Raw genomic sequence first — 17,975 nt, 5'->3', positions numbered from 1 at the left:
AGCACATCATGGCAAATCAATACTACGGTACAGGTCGTCGTAAAAGTTCAAGTGCTCGCGTATTCTTACGCCCAGGCACTGGCAACATCGTAATCAATAAGCGCTCTTTAGATGAGTACTTTGGTCGTGAAACAGCTCGCATGGTTGTTCGTCAAGCTCTTGAGCTTGTAGACATGACTGAAAAGTTTGACCTATACATCACTGTTGAAGGTGGTGGTACTACTGGTCAAGCTGGCGCAATCCGTCACGGTATTACACGTGCACTTATGGAGTTTGACGAGTCACTACGTCCAACACTTCGTAAAGCTGGCTTTGTTACTCGCGATGCTCGTAAAGTTGAGCGTAAGAAAGTGGGTCTACACAAAGCGCGTAAGCGTCCACAATTCTCAAAGCGTTAATTTTTTACGTTTCAAGAATTCAAAAACCCAGCTTATGCTGGGTTTTTTGTTTTTGGCTATTTTATCTTTAGTCCAAAAAGTTAAACCTCTCTTTTTATGTAACTATCTGTCGTTTAAATTATCCTCAATCTAGTAATATCCCGTTTTTACTGACAAAAAAACTGCAATATTTATTACATTTAGTGCAAATCTGTCGATAACTCAGCGCTTTTTTTTGCTACAATTGCAGGGCAAGTAAAGTGAGTGAGTTTCAACCCATATTCTGTAGAGGGCAATTTTTCATGCAGAGGTTGATCTTGGTCAGTAAATTGTTGTTATTGAAGCGATATCATAAATAATTAGTTTTTGTACAACGTAAATCAAACCAAGTTATTGGGTTTATTGGGTGTGAAGGCTGGAATAACCTTGTTTTAATCAAGGGATTTATTTATGATCGCGTCTATTTTGTAGTTTCTTAAATTTAACCTGCTGTAACTGATGTTCTCAATATAGCAAGTGTTGAGATTCATAGTGGAGATAAGTGGATGAGCAATGCGCCTGTAGACAATGGCCGACGTCGCTTTTTAACCATAGCTACCTCTGTTGTAGGTGGTGTTGGTGCGGCTGGGGCTGCTGTTCCTTTTATTGCGTCTTGGAATCCAAGTGAGCGAGCTAAATCTGCAGGTGCGCCTGTAGAAGTGGATATCAGCAAACTTGAACCCGGACAATTAATTCGTGTTGAGTGGCGAGGTAAGCCTGTTTGGGTTATTTCTCGTACCCCAAAAATGTTGGAAGATATGAAAGCTCATGAAGGGCAACTTCGTGATCCTGCTTCTGAAGAACCTCAACAACTCGATTCAGCTAAAAATCCATACCGCTCTAAGCGTCCTGAGATTTTTGTTGCTGTCGGTATTTGTACGCACCTAGGCTGTTCACCTAGCTTCCTTCAAGGTGGCTTCGGTGAAAAAGTTGAAGGTACTGAGGACGGTTTCTTCTGTCCATGTCATGGCTCTAAATTTGATATGGCTGGTCGAGTATTCCAAGCGGTTCCTGCACCGTTAAACCTTGAGATCCCTCCATACACCTTTATTGATGAAACCACTATTTTAGTGGGCGAAGAAGAAGGGGTAGCGTAATGGCTGAAAACTCTAAAGCAGCTTCTGGCGTTGTAGGTAACGTCATTAACTGGATCGATGACCGTATTCCAATGACTCGTGTTTGGAATATGCACATTGCTCAATATCCTGCGCCAAAAAACTTTAACTTTTGGTATTTATTCGGATCACTAGCAATCCTTGTGCTAGTAAACCAAATTCTTACGGGTATCTGGTTAACCATGAACTATGTACCATCTGCTGAAGGTGCATTTGCGTCAGTAGAATACATCATGCGTGATGTTGAATATGGTTGGTTACTCCGATACCTGCACTCAACCGGTGCATCTGCGTTTTTCGTTGTGGTGTACTTACATATGTTCCGTGGCATGATCTACGGTTCTTATCAAAAGCCACGTGAACTACTGTGGTTGTTTGGTATGTTTATCTTCCTAGCCCTTATGGCAGAAGCATTCATGGGTTATTTACTTCCTTGGGGACAAATGTCTTTCTGGGGAGCCCAGGTAATTATCTCGCTATTTGGTGCCATTCCGGTGATAGGTGAGGACCTGACACAGTGGATCCGTGGTGACTATGTAATTTCAGGAGCAACGCTAAACCGTTTCTTTGCATTACATGTTATTGCATTACCGTTAGTATTAGTTATTTTAGTATTCCTACACATTGTAGCATTACATGAAGTAGGCTCTAATAACCCTGATGGTATTGAAATTAAACACAAAAAAGGCACTATTTCAGAAGATGAAAAGCCTAAGTTTAAGTTCCATGAGTACTATACTGATAAGAAAGATATCGTAGATGCGATCCCTTTCCACCCTTACTACACGGTAAAAGATATTTTAGGTGTTGCAGGTTTCTTGATTTTATTCTGTTGGGTTGTATTTTTCTCTCCAGAAATGGGTGGTTTCTTCTTAGAAGCGCCAAACTTCGAAGCTGCAAACCCGCTTAAAACGCCAGAGCATATTTTCCCGGTTTGGTACTTCACGCCTTTCTATGCGATATTACGTGCTATCCCTGATAAGTTAATGGGTGTTGCTGCAATGGGTGCATCGATTGTTGTGCTTGCGCTATTACCTTGGCTTGACCGTGGTTCAGTTCGCTCTATTCGTTACCGCTGTACATTGCATAAATGGAACATTGCGCAATTTGTTGTGACCTTTGTTATTTTAGGCTGGGTTGGTGCTACACCACAAACAGACTTCAAAACAATCTTATCGCAAATTACCACTGTGACTTACTTCATGTTCTTTGTGTTACTGTTTGTATACTCAAAGAATGAGACGACTAAGCCATTGCCGACGAGGGTAACCAAATGATGAAAAAACTAATTATCGGTTTATTCGCATTATTGCCAACATTTGTTATGGCAGCAGGTCCATCAGTACCTTTGATGGAAGCAAATAATGATTTAACTGACAAAGCGTCATTACAACGTGGTGCCCAGTTATTCATGAATTACTGTTTAGGTTGTCACCAAATGCAGTACCAACGTTACGAACGTACGTTTCGTGACATTGGTATTCCAACAGATATTGGCCAAGAACAGCTGATCTTTGATGGTTCAAAAGTGGGTGGCCACATTTTGAATGCAATGGACCAAGATGATGCTGCTAAATGGTTTGGCGCAGCGCCGCCAGATTTAACTTTGATTTCTCGAGTTAAGTCGCCAGATTATATCTATACGTACTTAAAGTCGTTTTATAAAGATGAGTCGCGCCCATTTGGTGTAAATAATATGGTATTCCCACTCGTGGGTATGCCACACGTACTACAAGAGTTGCAAGGTTTACCGTTGCCGATCACTGAAGAAGTTGAAGAGCATGGTAAAATGGTTACTAAAGTAGTTGGTCTAGAAACTGATGGCTCAGGCGAAATGAGCACAGATGAATATGATCATGCTGCACGTGACATTACTAACTTCTTAGCTTATGTAGGTGAGCCTTCTCGCCTTCAGTCTGAGTCGCTTGGTATCAAGGTATTAGGGTTTTTATTAATCCTCTTTATCCTTGCATTCTTCTTGAAGAAAGAATACTGGAGAGATGTTCACTAAAGTGAGCAAATCTAAGGTGATTTTGTAATAGGGGCTGTAGCCCCTATTGCTGTTTAAAGTGATTTATTACTTTTGTAATTATTAATGGAGGTAGGCATGGCCGTTGCTGCCAATAAGCGCCCTGTAATGACTCTTTTCTCTGGTGCGAACTGTATGTACAGTCACCAAGTACGTATTGTACTTGCAGAGAAAGGCGTAAGTGTTGATATCCACCTAGCAGAAAAGGACAATCTGCCAGAAGCTCTTCATGAGATAAACCCTTATGGCACTGTACCAACTTTAATTGATCGTGAGCTTGGTCTTTACCGTGCAGACATCATCATGGAGTACCTTGATGAGCGTTTTCCACACCCTCCACTAATGCCTGTATATCCAGTGATGCGTGGCCGCAGTCGCTTAATGATGCACCGCATTGAAAATGACTGGTATAGCCTTGCAGCAAAAATCTCAGAAGGCGGTTCTGATGCTGCTATAGCACGTAGAGATTTAACTGAAGCGCTGTTAGCGGTTGCTGCAATCTTTACTGAAGCACCTTACTTTATGAGTGAAGAGTTTAGCTTAGTTGATTGTTACTTAGCGCCATTATTATGGCGCCTTCCAGAGCTTGGTATTGAACTTAACGGCTCAGGTGCCAAAGAAATGAAAGATTATATGCTTCGTTTGTTTGAACGTGATTCGTTCCAAGCATCTTTGACTGAAGCTGAGCGCGAGATCAGATCATAATGACGCCGAATCGCCCATACCTTTTAAGAGCTTTTTTCGATTGGATTGTTGATAATGAATGCACGCCTCATTTAGTGGTTAATGCTGATTATCCTGCGGTACAAGTACCAACGCAATTTGTTCAGGATGGGCAAATTGTATTGAATATTAGTCCTTCAGCAGTGACTGCCTTTTCGTTAGATAACGAGCAACTGAGCTTTAACGCTCGGTTTGGTGGTCAGCCGATGCAGGTGTATGTACCTCTAGGTGCTGTGCTTGCTATATATGCTCGAGAAAATGGTGAAGGTACCGTTTTTACACAAGAAGCATTTGATGATGCTGAGCTTGAAGAGACTTTAGAACCTGTAGAAAGTGAAGAAACAGTGCCATCAGAGCCTGTTGAAAAGCCTGAGAAAAAGAAAGGTTCACATTTACGCGTGGTCAAGTAACGACAATTTCAATATGTAAAAAACCCGCACTAAGCGGGTTTTTTTTATGTCTGCTTGACTCTGCATCGAGTAAGTAATTTTAATTGGGTTGTTAAAGGTATTCAAACGCCTTAATAACACGCTCTACACCACTAATATTTCTAGCAATCTCGACGGCTTGTTCAGCTTCAATTGGCGCGACTAGACCCATTAGAAACACCTCTGCATTCTCAGTAACCACTTTTATATTATTGCCACTGACATTTTCGTCGGCGAGGAGCTTGGTTTTGACCTTTGAGGTAAGCCAAGTATCATGTGTTTGTGTGGTGATCCCAATATTGCTGCCAATGCGTAATTGATTATGAATACTACGAATAGCAGGCACGCCTTTAAGAGCTACTTCTGCTTCTGAGCGCATTTCTACGTTACTAACTTGCCCTACCAATAACACCACGCCATTAACACTAACGACGCTAATATTGGCATGATTAGCTAAACGCTCAATACTCTTTAACGCCAGCGTTCCCTTTATTTCGATATTATTATCATCTATTTGAGTACCTATTGTACGGCGATCATTTGCTGCAGACATGGCTCCTGCAGTTCCTGCTACAACCGCAGCCGCACACCCTTGAAGCAGAGTCAGGCTTAATAGTAAGGCGATAGATTTAACATGCATTTATTGTTCTTCCTGTGGGAATAATGTGTCATCGATGAGCTGGCTCAAGCAATGAAGTGAAAATAGATGAGATTCTATGATGCGACTAGGGCGTTTACTCGGTACTCTGATCTCAACATCATTAGGTCCAAGTAGTCCGGTTAATTCGCCGCCATCATCACCAATCAAGGCAATCACTTTCATATCCTTGGTAAGCGCAGCTTCTGCCGCGCTCACAATGCTTTTTTCATTGCCATTAACACCTATGACCAATAAAAGATCTCCTTGCTGAGCAAAGGCTCTCACTTGGCGAGCATAGTGCTCACTATCATCTTCGACACTGCTTGTACCTAAGTGAATGCTATTTTGTGTCAGTGCTACAGCTGGTAGGCAAGGTCGTTCAGTTTCATAAAAGTTAACTAATAGCCCAGCCATATGAGTGGCTAACATATGGCAGCTTGGTACGCCACAGCAAACAACTTTATTGCCATTTATTAAGCTTTGTACAATTGTGAATGCTGCCGCTTCTAACGAGCTTGGTAATACTTCACCAGCAGCAATTTGTGCTTGAATACTTTCTGTAAAAATCGTCTTAATAGATTCTTGCATATTAGAAAACGCTCTTAATCCATTGTATATTTGGAGGATTTTGGCCCTCGATTGCTACAAAGTCTACTCGTACTTCAGCATTATGCAACTGATGCTCTGTCAAATACTGATAAATACTTCGTTTTAGTCTTTGTTGTTTTTTGTGTGATAGAGCGGCTAAAGCCCCACCAAACCCTTTATGTTTTCGGTATTTTACTTCAATAAATACCACTTTGTTGTTATCCCGCATGATAAGGTCAATTTCACCATAACGACAATAGTAATTTTGTGCCTCAAATACTAGCCCATGGCGTTTTAAGTATGAAAGCGCCAGTTGTTCATAAAAAGATCCTTTTTCTTTTGTGTTGCTAAACAATCCTTTTAGCATTGCAATGTTCCTTATAATTGCACTTATTTACTTTGCGTTTCTCTCAGTTCCATCGAGTTTTGCATAAATAGTGGTAAAGGGGCTTGCTCATTAAGTTGCACAAGCCGGATCTGCTTCTTACTATATTGTGCCCATTTTAACCTGCGATGAATCACGTTATCTGATTTTATACTGAGGTTTCCTGTTAAACCAATGAGCTCTTTGCCAGGGATTTTTGCTAACTGTTTTACTTCACCAATAAGTGTGATCGCATCAACTGCCATAGCAAACAAGCGTTGTTCAATATCAGCTTGCTCAGGGAACATTTGCTGATATTTTCCGCGTAATTTTTTATTATCGACTGCGTTTGGTAACATCCACGGTTGCTCAGTAAAGAACAGCCCATCTAGATCATTTTTATCCGTGATATCGATACGTCTGCTATAACTGCGAGAGCTGGCGTATAAGGGGATCTTAGGGGCAAATGTACTTACATTTACATCAAGATAAGGCTTTAACAAGCGCGTTTCAGCTGAGTTACCCAATATATAAATAACATCAATGTCCTGTCTAGAACGTGTTTCACTCTCGATGTCCGTTTTTCTATATAAGCTTTCAATGGTCTTTATGCGCTGTTTTGAGTCTTCAACTTCTAATAATTCAGCAATGATTTTCGCCATATTCTTGCTGTCGGTATATAACCCCACTTCAGGCTCTGCGCTGCTATAGCGTTGCCATTGTGAGGTGAAGTGTGCAACCAGACGGTTACCCGAGTTGCTGTCTGGTGCAAGTAACATCGGCTTTTGATATTTTTTTGCTAAAAAATGCACCATTGCTTGTTCAACCTCATGCTCTGGGTTTAATGAAAAGTAATAGTGGTGAGGGATTGAGTTTGTTGAGTGATTTTGAGTATTTAAAAAAATAGTTGGTAGCGCAGCAACAGCATCACTTTTTTGTAGTTTTTCTATATTACTTCGCAGTAAAGGGCCAATTATAAAGTCGACTTTATTACTTTGTAACTGCAGTTCAATATCTTCTTTTGAAGCCATTTCATCAATGAAAAAAACTTCTGTGTCAGAGGTGTGGTCTGTAGCTGCTAAAAAACCATTTTTCAAAGCAACGCCAAGTCGTTCGCTCGAACCTGATTGTGGTAATAAAATAGCAAGTCTATTTGTTTTAAAAGGTGCGAGCAAGGCCGACTCTGTCACTTCTTTTGGTAGGATATAGCTTGCAGGATGGTTAACAAAGCGACGTTGCCAATTATTCATTGCCTGATGTAGTTCAACGCCCGCACCTAAATAGATTTGTTGATATTTGGCAAGTTTAACCCATCCTTGCTGAATTACAGAGCCGGTATCAAAGCGTTCTAAGGCATAAGATGATAGTTGCTGTAATGCTTGCCACACTTCGTCGTTTAAACCAGACAATGAGAGAGTATGCTGTGAAGCAATATCCGTTGCTTTAAAATAGTGTACGAGGGCTTTTTTAGGCAGTTGCTGCGAAGCATAAATACTGCCCATTAAATATTGATGCCATGCTTGGTGTTCAGGTAACTTGAGCTGCTCAGACAAAGTGTCAAGAATGGCCAATGCCGCGGTGTAATTTGCCATTTCTTTACGTGCAAGGGCAATATACAGTTTGTTTTGTACATGGTCGACGCTGCTTTTACTCTCTAAAGCTAAACATGCTTGTTCCAATGTAAGCCAGTTTTGTTCTTTGATGGCGACTTCGCGTGCGCTATATAACAACTGGATCTTAGTAATCCCCTGTTTTGACATTGCTTTGCTATACAGCCCTGCAGCATCTAAAACGTCGACGACACGTTGCTGTTGGTTATTATTTTCTCTAACCGACGTGTTTGGCGTTTTTTCGGTTGTGCTACAGGCTGATAAACCTGACAATATACCAATTACAAGACTAATTACTTTCAGTCGCACAATGGACCCTTGGTTAATTTTGTTGTTGAAGGGTTATCTTACTGACTGAAACTGGAGAGCTCAATGATTAAAGCACACAACACAGATAAAATCGGCACCCTATATGTGGTTGCGACGCCAATTGGTAACCTTGGTGACATTAGCGAGCGCGCACTCGCAACATTATCTGAAGTGGACTTAATCGCGGCTGAAGATACCCGCCATACAGGTAAATTGTTGAGTCACTTTAATATCAAAGCGAAAACGTTTGCGTTGCACGACCATAATGAAAAGCAAAAAGCGCAGCAAGTTGTGGACTGGTTAAATGAAGGGCTTGATATTGCGCTAGTGTCAGATGCAGGTACTCCACTTATCAGTGATCCTGGTTACTCGGTCGTAAACTTGTGCCGAGCACAAGGTGCGCATGTTACACCCGTGCCGGGCGCATGTGCTGCGATCACGGCAGTAAGTTGCTCTGGTTTACCGACTGATCGCTTTCAGTTTGTGGGCTTTACCCCTGCAAAAAGCCAAGCGAGGCAGCAATTTTTTATTGACGCATACGAAAGTAATATCACCAGTATTATGTATGAAAGTACGCACCGAATTATGGCCAGTCTAGACGATTTGAAAGCGGCGCTAGGGGCTGAGCAGCAAGTAGTTTTTGCCAAAGAGTTAACAAAAACGTACGAAACATTCTTCAGTGGTACGGTAACGGCACTGATTGAATTTTTAACCGATGAGCCGGAAAAGCAGCGGGGCGAGTTAGTATTGATGTTACCTGGTAAGCCTAAGCAGCAAGAAGAGATCCCTGCCGATGCAAAACGTATGTTGTCATTACTCGAACCTGAGATGCCATTAAAAAAAGCATGTGGGGTGGTTGCTGACTATTTTGGCTTAAAGAAAAATGCGCTGTATAAAGCAGCAATCGCAGAAAAAGAGCAGTAAAAAGCGTGAGCTTTGTCTAGATATACCGTATAATCCGCCGCGAGTCAGCCGGATAATCGCTGCCTGTGACGAAAATGATCAGGGGGAGGAAAGTCCGGGCTCCACAGGGCAGGGTGCCAGTTAACGGCTGGGAGGCGAAAGCCTACGACAAGTGCAGCAGAGAGAAGACCGCCAGCTTTCGAGTTGGTAAGGGTGAAAGGGTGCGGTAAGAGCGCACCGGGCCACTGGTAACAGTTGGTTGCAAGGTAAACTCCACCCGGAGCAAGACCAAATAGGGTTCCATCTTTTAACTAAGAACGCGTGGCCCACGTGGGAACCGGGTAGGTTGCTTGAGCCTAGGAGCGATCCTAGGCCTAGACGAATGATTATCTATTACAGAACCCGGCTTATAGGCTGACTCAAACTCAAGCGTAAGCATCTGATTTATTAGGTGCTTACGCTTGACCCCCTCCAAGTTATATATGAACTATCTCTCCTAAGTATTACCTACGTTAGATTGAACTGTTTTCTAGTTAAATTAGAGCCTTAATATTCCTTTTAAGGTGTGGCTTGTTCGCTATTTCACCGTGTATGACTGCACTTAATACTCAGGTTATAACGCTGGGAAGCTGGTATTAGGGGTTATCTTCGTCGCGTTAACACCGACTGGTTTGTTCATCGTTTAAGCGTGTTCTATTTAGGGCATCCAGTAAATGAAGTATCCAGTGCACTCTGAGTGGTAGGCAATACTGACTGTCATCTATCTTTCCTGTGTCGTTAATATGACCTTTTGATTATCCAGGCCAAAAATTGTACTTTTTTAAATTAAGAGACAGTCACATTGGCGTATTATTTATAATATATTAATAACATAAAGTTCCAGTAGTATTATTTTTGTTCAATTAATTTAAATAAGAAAAGGAATGATCATGTTAAAAAATACACTGCTAATGGGGCTGGCTACAGCATTATTGTCAACCACGGCCTTGGCTGTTACTGAAGAGCGTGCACCTGAGTATTGCTGGTATGAAAATCAGCAAGTTGACGTACATACTGTGGAATGTGAATACGAAGTCGCTTTTGAGCACTATGGTTTACCGTATTTCCATTTTAATGATAACCCAAGCCGAAATTGCCCAACAAAGTATTGGCGTAAGGTGTCTTTAGAAAAAGATTTAACAAAAACAAAGACATTTACGCAGGAAGGGAGCATGCCAAGCTGTGGGACGCGTTGGATGTCGCATACGTGGGAGAGTTATTACCCTGTAAATGGCGAGCAATGCAATTACTGGTGGCGTGAAGGGAAAAATGTTGGCGGTTCAGTTGATAGACATACTGTGACAACTGAAACTCGTCGTGTTCGCATTTGTGAACCTGCTTACTAAGTCTATATTTATTGGCACGTCTATTGCCAATTAAAGTGTTAAAAAGGCCCCTCCGATACCTGAGGGGCCTTTTTATATAGAGTGAGCGAGAATTCTACTTACCTTGGTTTAAACTATTTAGCTTGTCACCAATTGGTTTTGAGAAGTTGTAGCCATCAAATTTATCCCAGTTGATAGACCATGTCATTACGCCACCGAAATTCGGGGCGGTCTTAATTGGGACGATGGTTGAGCAACTGGTGCCTTTAATTATGCAATCGAGTGCTGATGTGATGTTGGCAATAGGTGCTTGTCCTGAGTTTGCCGACTTAGGACCTGATGGTAAGCCAATCGCGACTTGGTCATCTCTTAGTGGCGCAAAACGTGTACCGTCTGCCAAGTCAAAGCCTTCTAATAACATTTTAGCGTGGGCGACCATCATATTGACAGACCCTTCTGGTGCACTACCAGGCTCATAAGGGTTAGGTAGTCCACCATTGTTATATAGTTGAACATGCAGCAGATCTAACGTGTCACGCAGTTGATCGATAACGGGAATATAGGCACCCCAAATACCGGTATAAGCTATCATACCACCATGCACATAAGGGTGTTCAGGAGCCATCGTCAACACCATATTGCCCCCGATATTTTGCTCTATTTGTTTTATAGCGCGCGGTAAGCGGGCTTGAATTTGTGTACCATGCATGAGGTTTGAGCCACTTTCTAAGTCAATGTCTAGGCCATCGAAGCCCCATTCATTAATAATAGCCGTCAAGCTCGCCACAAAATTAGCTTCATCTGAGTCGGTATTGAGTGTGATTGTTCCCTCAGCACCACCAAGACTTAAAACAAAGACCTTTCCTTGCGCTTGAAGGGCTTGCATATCTTGCTTGAATTGAACAGGGTCAATTGCTGGGCAGGTTGAATGAATGTCTTTCTCGAACAAATTAAAGTGCACAGTTCCGTTGGAATTTCGGTCGTTATCGGCAAATGCGATATCGATAATATCCCATGCTGGTGATATTTGATTCAGTGGTAATGGGCAACCGGCTGGATTAACAAAGTTATGCCAATACCCGATTAGTTTATGGGTTTTCCCAATGGGGGCATCGATCACTTTGATACTAACGCCTTCACTGATGGCTTGATTACCTAAATTGTCTTTAGCAATCGCCGTGATGGTTTTATTACCTAAACTTGCAGGTGTATACAGTGTGGAGTAAGGGGCGCTGGTATCTGTGGCGACTAAGACACCATCCACAGTAAAGCTAACCTCGGTGATTTGTCCAAGTAATGCTGAGGCGTCTGCTGTCAGCTGTGTAGCGCTACCTAATGTTATTTGGCTACCTGCGCTTGGTGATGTTATGGAGCTCACAATCGCTTTATCTGTAACAGTAACGACTTGCGTGCTGCTGCTTTGATTTCCTTCGTTATCAGTGGCAATGGCACTGAGCTCGATGGGTCCTAGCTGCTGCGCGAGCCAACTTACTTGATAAGGGGCTTGGTTTAAGCTGCTTAATAACGTGTTGCCTGCATAAATGTCCACTTGACTAATTTGCCCGTCAGCATCTGTGGCATTGAGGGCAATATCGTAACTATTGCCTTGTAGCAAGGTACTATTAGCCGCTGGCGCGGTAAAGTTAACTACCGGCTTAATGGCACATATACCTTGATCTGTCCAGGCATCAGTCCACGATTGACCTACGCCAGGCTCGTACGCCCATAATGCATCAGAGCTACACCAAGGACCTATATCACAACGATATTTATAATTGTTATGGGCAACAACATCACCCGCTTTATAGTTCCCACCGGCTTGATAGTTTGGTACGTTTTTACAACCGCCTGAATTAGGCTCTGAGACGACGATATTAGCAATTGCGCTCGCGGTGGCATTTTTATCATCCTTTACAATCGCTTTTATTTGCAGGTTACCAACAGTGGCACTCCATAGTGTTTGATACGGTGCGCTGGTATCAGTACTTAGCAAAGTATCATTTAGCCAAAATGAGACCTCGGTGACTTGGCCATCAACGTCGGCGGCTGTTGCGCTAATGCTGACTTGGTCGCCCACTTGATATTGGCTGTTATTAAGCGGTGCTGTGAGCTCTATGGTTGGGTTTACATTTGGCATGCCATCAGTAACAGTCAGTTGTGCGGTGTTGCTGGTGGTGTTTGCGCCATTATTATCGGTGGCAATTGCATTAATTTGATACTGCCCAGCGATGGTTTGCCATGTTATTTCATAGGGAGCTTGTGTATCGATACCAACAGATTGACCACTTAAGAAAAACTCGACCTGAGCGATACTGCCATCTGAATCATTAGCTTGGGCGCTAAAAACAGCGCTGTCATTTATCGGTAAAGTAGAACCGTCAGCGGGTGTAATTAGGTTAATTATGGGGGCTTGATTGCCACCACAGGTGCCCAAATCATCCCATACAGCATATGGTGTGGAGTTATCTGCTGGAGATTGTGCTTGCGTCCACCACTTTGCTTGGTAGGCGGTATTATTTTGTGTGACAAGATTGCCAGTTACATACGTATTGCTGCTTGACCATGCATCAATGCCTTGGCAATCGTAAGCTTGTGAATAAAAGGGGAGGGCACATAGCCCGAGTACTGCACTATGCAGTCCCTTAGTGAATTTTAATCTCATGTTACTTTCCTTTACTGTTGTGTTGTTTTTGCTCAAAAGCAAAGTTCAGCATATATGTAAGATAAATGTTGATCAATTGTATTCTTGTAACGCTTTTATGTACATGTTGCGCTTTTCTTGCCAAGAAGGTTATAAAATAGGGGATCAGGTGGTGATCTGTTATACTTGATTGTCTTACCAGCGCACTGGGTCACCTAACAGCTTGTGTAAGTGCAGTCGGCTTAGTAAGTGTCGTTAACATAATGTCATTTGCTAGGGCTTATGCCGCTGTGGTTTTCCTATCTATTTGTTGAAGATAAGCCCCAACACATGAGAGTTTAAATGACGTTTTCAGATTTGGGTTTGTCTCCATCAATCGTGCAAAGTATTACAGATAAAGGCTACACCACACCGACGGCTATTCAAGAAAAAGGCATCCCAGCGGTATTGTCTGGTCAAGATGTAATGGCAGCAGCACAAACAGGTACCGGTAAAACCGCTGCATTTACTCTTCCGCTTATTGAGCAATTATTAAAAGAGGATCGCCCTCGCTCAAACCAAGCGTTGGCTCTCGTTTTAGCGCCAACACGTGAGCTTGCTTTACAAATAGCGGAAAATGTCGAGGCCTATAGTCAAGGGACTCGATTACGTTCTGCAGTGGTGTATGGTGGGGTGAAAATTAACCCTCAAATGATCCAGTTGCGAAAAGGTGTAGACATTTTGATTGCCACACCAGGTCGATTGCTTGATTTGTATAGCCAAAATGCGGTGAAGTTTAATCAACTTCGCACTTTAGTGCTCGATGAAGCCGATCGCATGTTGGACATGGGGTTTATTCATGACATTAAGCGTATTATTAAAGTGTTGCCAAAAGAGCGTCAAAACTTGCTTTTTTCAGCCACATTCTCAGACCCAATTCGAGATTTAGCGAAAGGGCTTATTGTGTCTCCTATTGAGATCTCGGTAACGCCTAAAAATGCGGCATCAAAAACCGTTACTCAGTTTGCTTATGCTGTAGATAAACCACAAAAAACTAAGTTGTTGAGTCATTTAATTCGGACTAAAAAATGGCAACAAGTGTTGGTGTTTTGCCGAACTAAACATGGCGCAAACCGCCTAGTGACACAGCTAGAAAGAGACAAGATCACCGGCGCAGCCATTCATGGTAACAAGTCACAATCAGCGCGGGTAAAAGCCCTAAATGGCTTTAAAACGGGTGAGGTGAATGTACTTGTGGCCACAGATATCGTGGCGCGAGGCTTAGATATTGCAGAGCTACCGTATGTGGTTAACTACGATTTGCCTAATATTTATGAAGATTATGTACATCGCATTGGCCGTACTGGGCGTGCTGGAAGTGATGGTCAAGCTGTATCATTCGTTACAGTAGATGATGCCGCAGACTTATATGGCATTGAACGTTTTATAGGCGCCTTGATCCCACGAGCGCACGAAGAGGGGTTTGCACCTCAACATCCGGTGCCTGAAGTGGCATTAGATACTCGACCAGTAAAGCCAAAGAAAGCGAAAAAGCCCAAAAGCCCTAAACCACAGGGTGAGCAAAGCCAAGGTCAGGGGAATCATACACCGAAAAAAGCAAAGCCTGGGCAAAGTAAACATAAGCCTCGTGGAAACGGGGGTAACCAAGGTAAAGCACAGGTAAAGTCTGCCATAGATAACCCAACAAATGCTAAGCCTAAGCGTCGTCGTTTTTCAGCACCTAAACCAAAAGCGCAATAGTATTTACTTAGTGGTTTTTTAGCTGACATCGTAATACGTTAAAGTTATATGGTTTAACTTGATTATCATCATAATTCATTGATAGTAGTAATAGGCTATTTGATAAGGATTATGATGACATATTACATACTGGCCGGCGCTGGCTTCGTTCTTTTTATATATTCAATTAGTATCCGTCAGCTTGCTAAAGCTGAGATCACAGCCCCTATTCTATTCGTGTCCTTTGGTGTGTTACTCGGATTTTTTGTACCAAAAGATGCTCTTTTGACGCTGTCAGATGGTCATATTATGTTGCCCGTAGTGGAAGTCGTTTTAGCTATTGTGCTATTTAGTGATGCGGCAAAAACCCGACTTTGTGTTTTGTATGATTCTTATCAACTCCCTTTACGTCTTCTTTTAATTGGTTTACCAGTGACCATATTATGCGGTGCCGTATTTGCTTATTGGCTATTACCGCTTCCTTGGCTAGGAGCCACTCTACTGGCCGTGATTATTTCACCAACTGATGCCGCTTTGTGTAAAGGTTTTTTGAATGAGCAGCATGTACCTATTCGATTGCGAGAAGCGATAAATGTTGAAAGTGGGCTAAATGATGGCTTATGTGTGCCTATTTTTCTATTTTTGCTAGGTGTTTTCATCAGTAACCAAGAAGCGTCGTTGTTGACATTGTCTTGGCTGTTTTTTCGTGAACTAGGCATTGCCTGTATTGTGGCGCTTGTTGTTACTTACTTGGCTATTGTTCTTATGAAGTCGGCCAAGAAACACCATTTATTTGCGACAACAACGAGTCCCTTTTTATTTGTTGGGATTGCTTTGTTGGTATTCTCCCTAACCCAAGCTTTCCATGGCAGTGGTTTTATAGCAGCTTTTTTATGTGGTTTGTTGTTTGACCGGTTTTATGATGACCCAATTAAAGACACTTTATTAAAAGATAGCGAGCATATCGCCGATTTTGCAACTTTACTTATTTGGACGTTGTTTGGACTAATGTCGTTCAGTTTACTGTCATTTGGATTAAATATCGGTGCATTGATATTTGCTATATTAGCCGTTGTTGTGATCAGAATCTTACCAGTTATGTTGTGCTTAATACGAAGTGATACACAATTGTATGAACGTATGACTTTGGCATGGTTCGGCCCTAAAGGACTTGCTTCAGTGGTGTTTGTCTTGATGTTAATGACAGTCACACACGATGAGTTTACCCTTATTATCGAAGCTGCGGTTTACACTATCCTCCTGAGTATATTTATTCATGGTGTGTCTACCCGTCCGGTTTCTTTACGCTTTAAGTGATTAGAGTGAGTACTCAAAATGTCATGCTATTGAAATAAAAAAGTCATTATCCGTCCCTAAAATGAGCATCGATTTTTAATTATATAAAGCTAATTAGCTCATACGTTACGGGAACCTCATGAAAAAGAAATTAATAACATTGGCAGTATCTGCAGTCTTACTGACGGCTTGCAACGACGACACACAAACGGTCGAAGTGATCAAAGAAGTAGAAAAAGAGGTGATTAAAGAAGTAGCACCCACACCAGTAACTTCAGTGAAAAATGTTATTTTAATGATTGGTGACGGCATGGGGGCACAGCAAGTTGGCCTATTAGAAGAGTATGCGCGAAGAGCACCAAACTCGACATATAATACACGAGGTAATCAAACCGCGTTGTCAAAACTTGCAGATGCAGGTCATATGGGGCTTTCGCTTAACGCACCACATGGTGCCAATGGTATGTTGGTAACGGATTCAGCATGTTCTGCAACACAGTTAGCAACAGGTCTGGCTGCAGGCTCTGAAATGATTGGTCTTGATGAGCAGGGCAACATTGTAGAAACCATTTTAGAAAAAGCGAAAAAAGCAGGAAAGGCGACAGGGCTTGTTTCTGATACGCGTATTACTCATGCAACTCCAGCAGCATTTGCCGCTCACCAACCACATCGTTCTATGGAGCCTGAAATTGCAGAGCAATTAGTGGATACTGGGATGGTGGATGTTTTATTGTCAGGTGGAGCGCGGGTATTCATTCCATCAGATATAAAAACAGATGAGGCTGATCAAAAGGTGTTAGCTGATTTAGGGATGCCTAGCAGTGTTTATAAAAAATCAAAACGAAATGACGACAGAAATATTGTTTTAGAGGCAAAAGAACAGCATGGCTATGCCTTGGCTTTTGACAAAGCACAGTTATTAGCGAGTGATACTGATAAGCTACTGGGTCTGTTTGCTAACTCTGGTATGGACGATGGCATTGCCTATAAAGCATGTCAGGCAAGCAATACTTGTACCCAACCCTCTTTAAAAGAAATGACAGTGAAAGCGCTTGATATTTTATCTAAAGATGAAGACGGCTTTTTCTTGATGATAGAAGGTGGGCAAATTGATTGGGCTGGGCATGCTAATGATGCTGGTTGGATGCTAAATGAGTTATTAAAGTTTGATGAAGCAGTGGCAGCGGTACATGACTGGGTTAAAGACCGCAATGATACGCTGGTGGTGGTAACTGCAGATCACGAAACCGGTAGCTTTGGCTTTAGTTATTCGAATGTAAATACACCTGAAGCGGTTTCGTTGCCCGGGGATGGCATGAATAATAAAGATTATAAACCTAACTTTAACTTTGGTGCTTTGAGTATCTTAGATAGTTTATACGATCAAAAAGGGACATTTTTTGATGTGATGGGGGCAGTTAACAGTGATAGTAATTACAGTAACAGTACTGATTCACAGTGGCAAAAAGCCATCTCAGAATTAACGCCATATACAGTTACATTAGAGCAAGCTGATAAGATAGATGAATCCTACAAAGTCGGAGCAGATGATAAGCCTCTCCCCTATTTCAATGATTTCTCTGAGTTTTATGTATACGGTGGTGAGGACTTTACCGGTAAAATCGCACGTGCTGTAGCCAGTCAGCAGAATGTTGTATGGGGCACAGGTACACATACGGCGGCGCCAGTGCCGGTGTATGCATTTGGTCCTGCTGGTGTTACTAAGCAGTTTTCAACTATGCAGCACCATGTGGATGTTTCTCAGAAAATGATGGCTGCATTAGGGGTCGCTGAATAGATGCACTTTTGGGTGAGTATTAGAGATGTACT

At 42.3% G+C, this 17,975-nt stretch carries 16 protein-coding genes and 1 other RNA gene; 12 read left to right on the top strand and 5 right to left on the bottom strand.

The features are described from left to right. Nucleotides 1-5: 5 nt before the first annotated feature. The 6 genes from rpsI (at nucleotide 6) to PCIT_RS02955 (ending at nucleotide 4,693) form a co-directional block, all read left to right on the top strand. Nucleotides 6-398, top strand: a complete 393-nt coding sequence (gene rpsI / locus PCIT_RS02980; protein WP_171041054.1) for a 30S ribosomal protein S9 — start codon at nucleotides 6-8, stop codon at nucleotides 396-398. A 524-nt stretch (nucleotides 399-922) separates the two neighbouring features. Further along, nucleotides 923-1,513, top strand: a complete 591-nt coding sequence (petA, locus tag PCIT_RS02975; RefSeq protein WP_010361382.1) for a ubiquinol-cytochrome c reductase iron-sulfur subunit — start codon at nucleotides 923-925, stop codon at nucleotides 1,511-1,513. Next, nucleotides 1,513-2,808: a cytochrome b gene (locus PCIT_RS02970; RefSeq protein ID WP_010361383.1), complete on the top strand. Its 1,296-nt coding sequence runs from the start codon at nucleotides 1,513-1,515 to the stop codon at nucleotides 2,806-2,808. Before petA ends, PCIT_RS02970 begins: the two co-directional genes overlap by 1 nt. After that, complete coding sequence (locus PCIT_RS02965) at nucleotides 2,805-3,542, top strand: cytochrome c1 (RefSeq protein WP_040697982.1); 738 nt, start codon at nucleotides 2,805-2,807, stop codon at nucleotides 3,540-3,542. Before PCIT_RS02970 ends, PCIT_RS02965 begins: the two co-directional genes overlap by 4 nt. A gap of 96 nt (nucleotides 3,543-3,638) precedes the next feature. After that, entirely contained in the window at nucleotides 3,639-4,265 is a 627-nt protein-coding gene (gene sspA, locus PCIT_RS02960; RefSeq protein ID WP_010361385.1) for a stringent starvation protein SspA, read from the top strand. After that, the gene (locus PCIT_RS02955) at nucleotides 4,265-4,693 is read left to right on the top strand and encodes a ClpXP protease specificity-enhancing factor (protein WP_010361386.1); all 429 of its coding nucleotides are present in this window, start codon (nucleotides 4,265-4,267) and stop codon (nucleotides 4,691-4,693) included. The genes sspA and PCIT_RS02955 overlap by 1 nt, the downstream gene beginning before the upstream one ends. 91 nt (nucleotides 4,694-4,784) lie before the next feature. Here the strand turns inward: PCIT_RS02955 and dolP are convergent, their stop codons facing one another. The 4 genes from dolP to PCIT_RS02935 are packed head-to-tail and all read right to left on the bottom strand — an operon-like array spanning nucleotide 4,785 to nucleotide 8,222. Then, nucleotides 4,785-5,351, bottom strand: coding sequence for a division/outer membrane stress-associated lipid-binding lipoprotein (gene dolP, locus PCIT_RS02950; protein ID WP_010361387.1), 567 nt, complete (start codon nucleotides 5,349-5,351; stop codon nucleotides 4,785-4,787). After that, complete coding sequence (locus PCIT_RS02945; RefSeq protein WP_010361388.1) at nucleotides 5,352-5,939, bottom strand: SIS domain-containing protein; 588 nt, start codon at nucleotides 5,937-5,939, stop codon at nucleotides 5,352-5,354. 1 nt (nucleotide 5,940) lies between these two features. Beyond that, entirely contained in the window at nucleotides 5,941-6,306 is a 366-nt protein-coding gene (locus PCIT_RS02940) for a YraN family protein (RefSeq protein ID WP_010361389.1), read from the bottom strand. 23 nt (nucleotides 6,307-6,329) lie between these two features. Next, on the bottom strand, nucleotides 6,330-8,222 hold the full coding sequence (locus PCIT_RS02935; RefSeq protein ID WP_010361391.1) for a penicillin-binding protein activator: 1,893 nt from the start codon (nucleotides 8,220-8,222) through the stop codon (nucleotides 6,330-6,332). 63 nt (nucleotides 8,223-8,285) lie between these two features. On the opposite strand from PCIT_RS02935, the gene rsmI reads away from it, so the two are divergent. The 3 genes from rsmI to PCIT_RS02920 all read left to right on the top strand — a co-directional run bounded on the left by rsmI (nucleotide 8,286) and on the right by PCIT_RS02920 (nucleotide 10,510). Next, on the top strand, nucleotides 8,286-9,146 hold the full coding sequence (gene rsmI, locus PCIT_RS02930) for a 16S rRNA (cytidine(1402)-2'-O)-methyltransferase (protein WP_010361392.1): 861 nt from the start codon (nucleotides 8,286-8,288) through the stop codon (nucleotides 9,144-9,146). 40 nt (nucleotides 9,147-9,186) lie between these two features. Beyond that, nucleotides 9,187-9,551, top strand: an RNA gene (gene rnpB / locus PCIT_RS02925) — RNase P RNA component class A. A gap of 503 nt (nucleotides 9,552-10,054) precedes the next feature. Next, nucleotides 10,055-10,510, top strand: a complete 456-nt coding sequence (locus tag PCIT_RS02920; protein WP_010361393.1) for a hypothetical protein — start codon at nucleotides 10,055-10,057, stop codon at nucleotides 10,508-10,510. A gap of 94 nt (nucleotides 10,511-10,604) precedes the next feature. Here PCIT_RS02920 and PCIT_RS02915 read toward each other — a convergent pair whose 3' ends face one another. After that, nucleotides 10,605-13,151: an Ig-like domain-containing protein gene (locus tag PCIT_RS02915; protein ID WP_010361394.1), complete on the bottom strand. Its 2,547-nt coding sequence runs from the start codon at nucleotides 13,149-13,151 to the stop codon at nucleotides 10,605-10,607. Between the two features lie 321 nt (nucleotides 13,152-13,472). On the opposite strand from PCIT_RS02915, the gene PCIT_RS02910 reads away from it, so the two are divergent. From PCIT_RS02910 to PCIT_RS02900, 3 genes are all read left to right on the top strand, one after another. Beyond that, nucleotides 13,473-14,870, top strand: a complete 1,398-nt coding sequence (locus PCIT_RS02910; RefSeq protein WP_010361395.1) for a DEAD/DEAH box helicase — start codon at nucleotides 13,473-13,475, stop codon at nucleotides 14,868-14,870. 114 nt (nucleotides 14,871-14,984) lie between these two features. Beyond that, nucleotides 14,985-16,166 carry a cation:proton antiporter gene (locus PCIT_RS02905; RefSeq protein WP_010361396.1) on the top strand — a complete coding sequence of 394 codons (1,182 nt, stop codon included), beginning with the start codon at nucleotides 14,985-14,987 and terminating at the stop codon, nucleotides 16,164-16,166. A 118-nt stretch (nucleotides 16,167-16,284) separates the two neighbouring features. Then, a complete protein-coding gene (locus tag PCIT_RS02900; protein WP_010361397.1) occupies nucleotides 16,285-17,943 on the top strand; it encodes an alkaline phosphatase in 1,659 nt (552 codons plus the stop codon). Nucleotides 17,944-17,975 lie beyond the last annotated feature (32 nt).

The organism is Pseudoalteromonas citrea, from assembly GCF_000238375.3.
GTDB classification, from domain to species: domain Bacteria; phylum Pseudomonadota; class Gammaproteobacteria; order Enterobacterales; family Alteromonadaceae; genus Pseudoalteromonas; species Pseudoalteromonas citrea.
The sequence above is the reverse complement of the archived record's forward strand: the minus strand, read 5'-3'. Positions and strand labels throughout refer to the sequence as shown.

Coding starts and splice junctions, on each gene's coding strand:
- petA (WP_010361382.1), top strand. CDS start 923: ATGAGCAATGCGCCTGTAGACAATGGCCGACGTCGCTTTTTAACCATA.
- PCIT_RS02970 (WP_010361383.1), top strand. CDS start 1,513: ATGGCTGAAAACTCTAAAGCAGCTTCTGGCGTTGTAGGTAACGTCATT.
- PCIT_RS02965 (WP_040697982.1), top strand. CDS start 2,805: ATGATGAAAAAACTAATTATCGGTTTATTCGCATTATTGCCAACATTT.
- sspA (WP_010361385.1), top strand. CDS start 3,639: ATGGCCGTTGCTGCCAATAAGCGCCCTGTAATGACTCTTTTCTCTGGT.
- PCIT_RS02955 (WP_010361386.1), top strand. CDS start 4,265: ATGACGCCGAATCGCCCATACCTTTTAAGAGCTTTTTTCGATTGGATT.
- dolP (WP_010361387.1), bottom strand. CDS start 5,351: ATGCATGTTAAATCTATCGCCTTACTATTAAGCCTGACTCTGCTTCAA.
- PCIT_RS02945 (WP_010361388.1), bottom strand. CDS start 5,939: ATGCAAGAATCTATTAAGACGATTTTTACAGAAAGTATTCAAGCACAA.
- PCIT_RS02940 (WP_010361389.1), bottom strand. CDS start 6,306: ATGCTAAAAGGATTGTTTAGCAACACAAAAGAAAAAGGATCTTTTTAT.
- rsmI (WP_010361392.1), top strand. CDS start 8,286: ATGATTAAAGCACACAACACAGATAAAATCGGCACCCTATATGTGGTT.
- PCIT_RS02920 (WP_010361393.1), top strand. CDS start 10,055: ATGTTAAAAAATACACTGCTAATGGGGCTGGCTACAGCATTATTGTCA.
- PCIT_RS02915 (WP_010361394.1), bottom strand. CDS start 13,151: ATGAGATTAAAATTCACTAAGGGACTGCATAGTGCAGTACTCGGGCTA.
- PCIT_RS02910 (WP_010361395.1), top strand. CDS start 13,473: ATGACGTTTTCAGATTTGGGTTTGTCTCCATCAATCGTGCAAAGTATT.
- PCIT_RS02905 (WP_010361396.1), top strand. CDS start 14,985: ATGACATATTACATACTGGCCGGCGCTGGCTTCGTTCTTTTTATATAT.
- PCIT_RS02900 (WP_010361397.1), top strand. CDS start 16,285: ATGAAAAAGAAATTAATAACATTGGCAGTATCTGCAGTCTTACTGACG.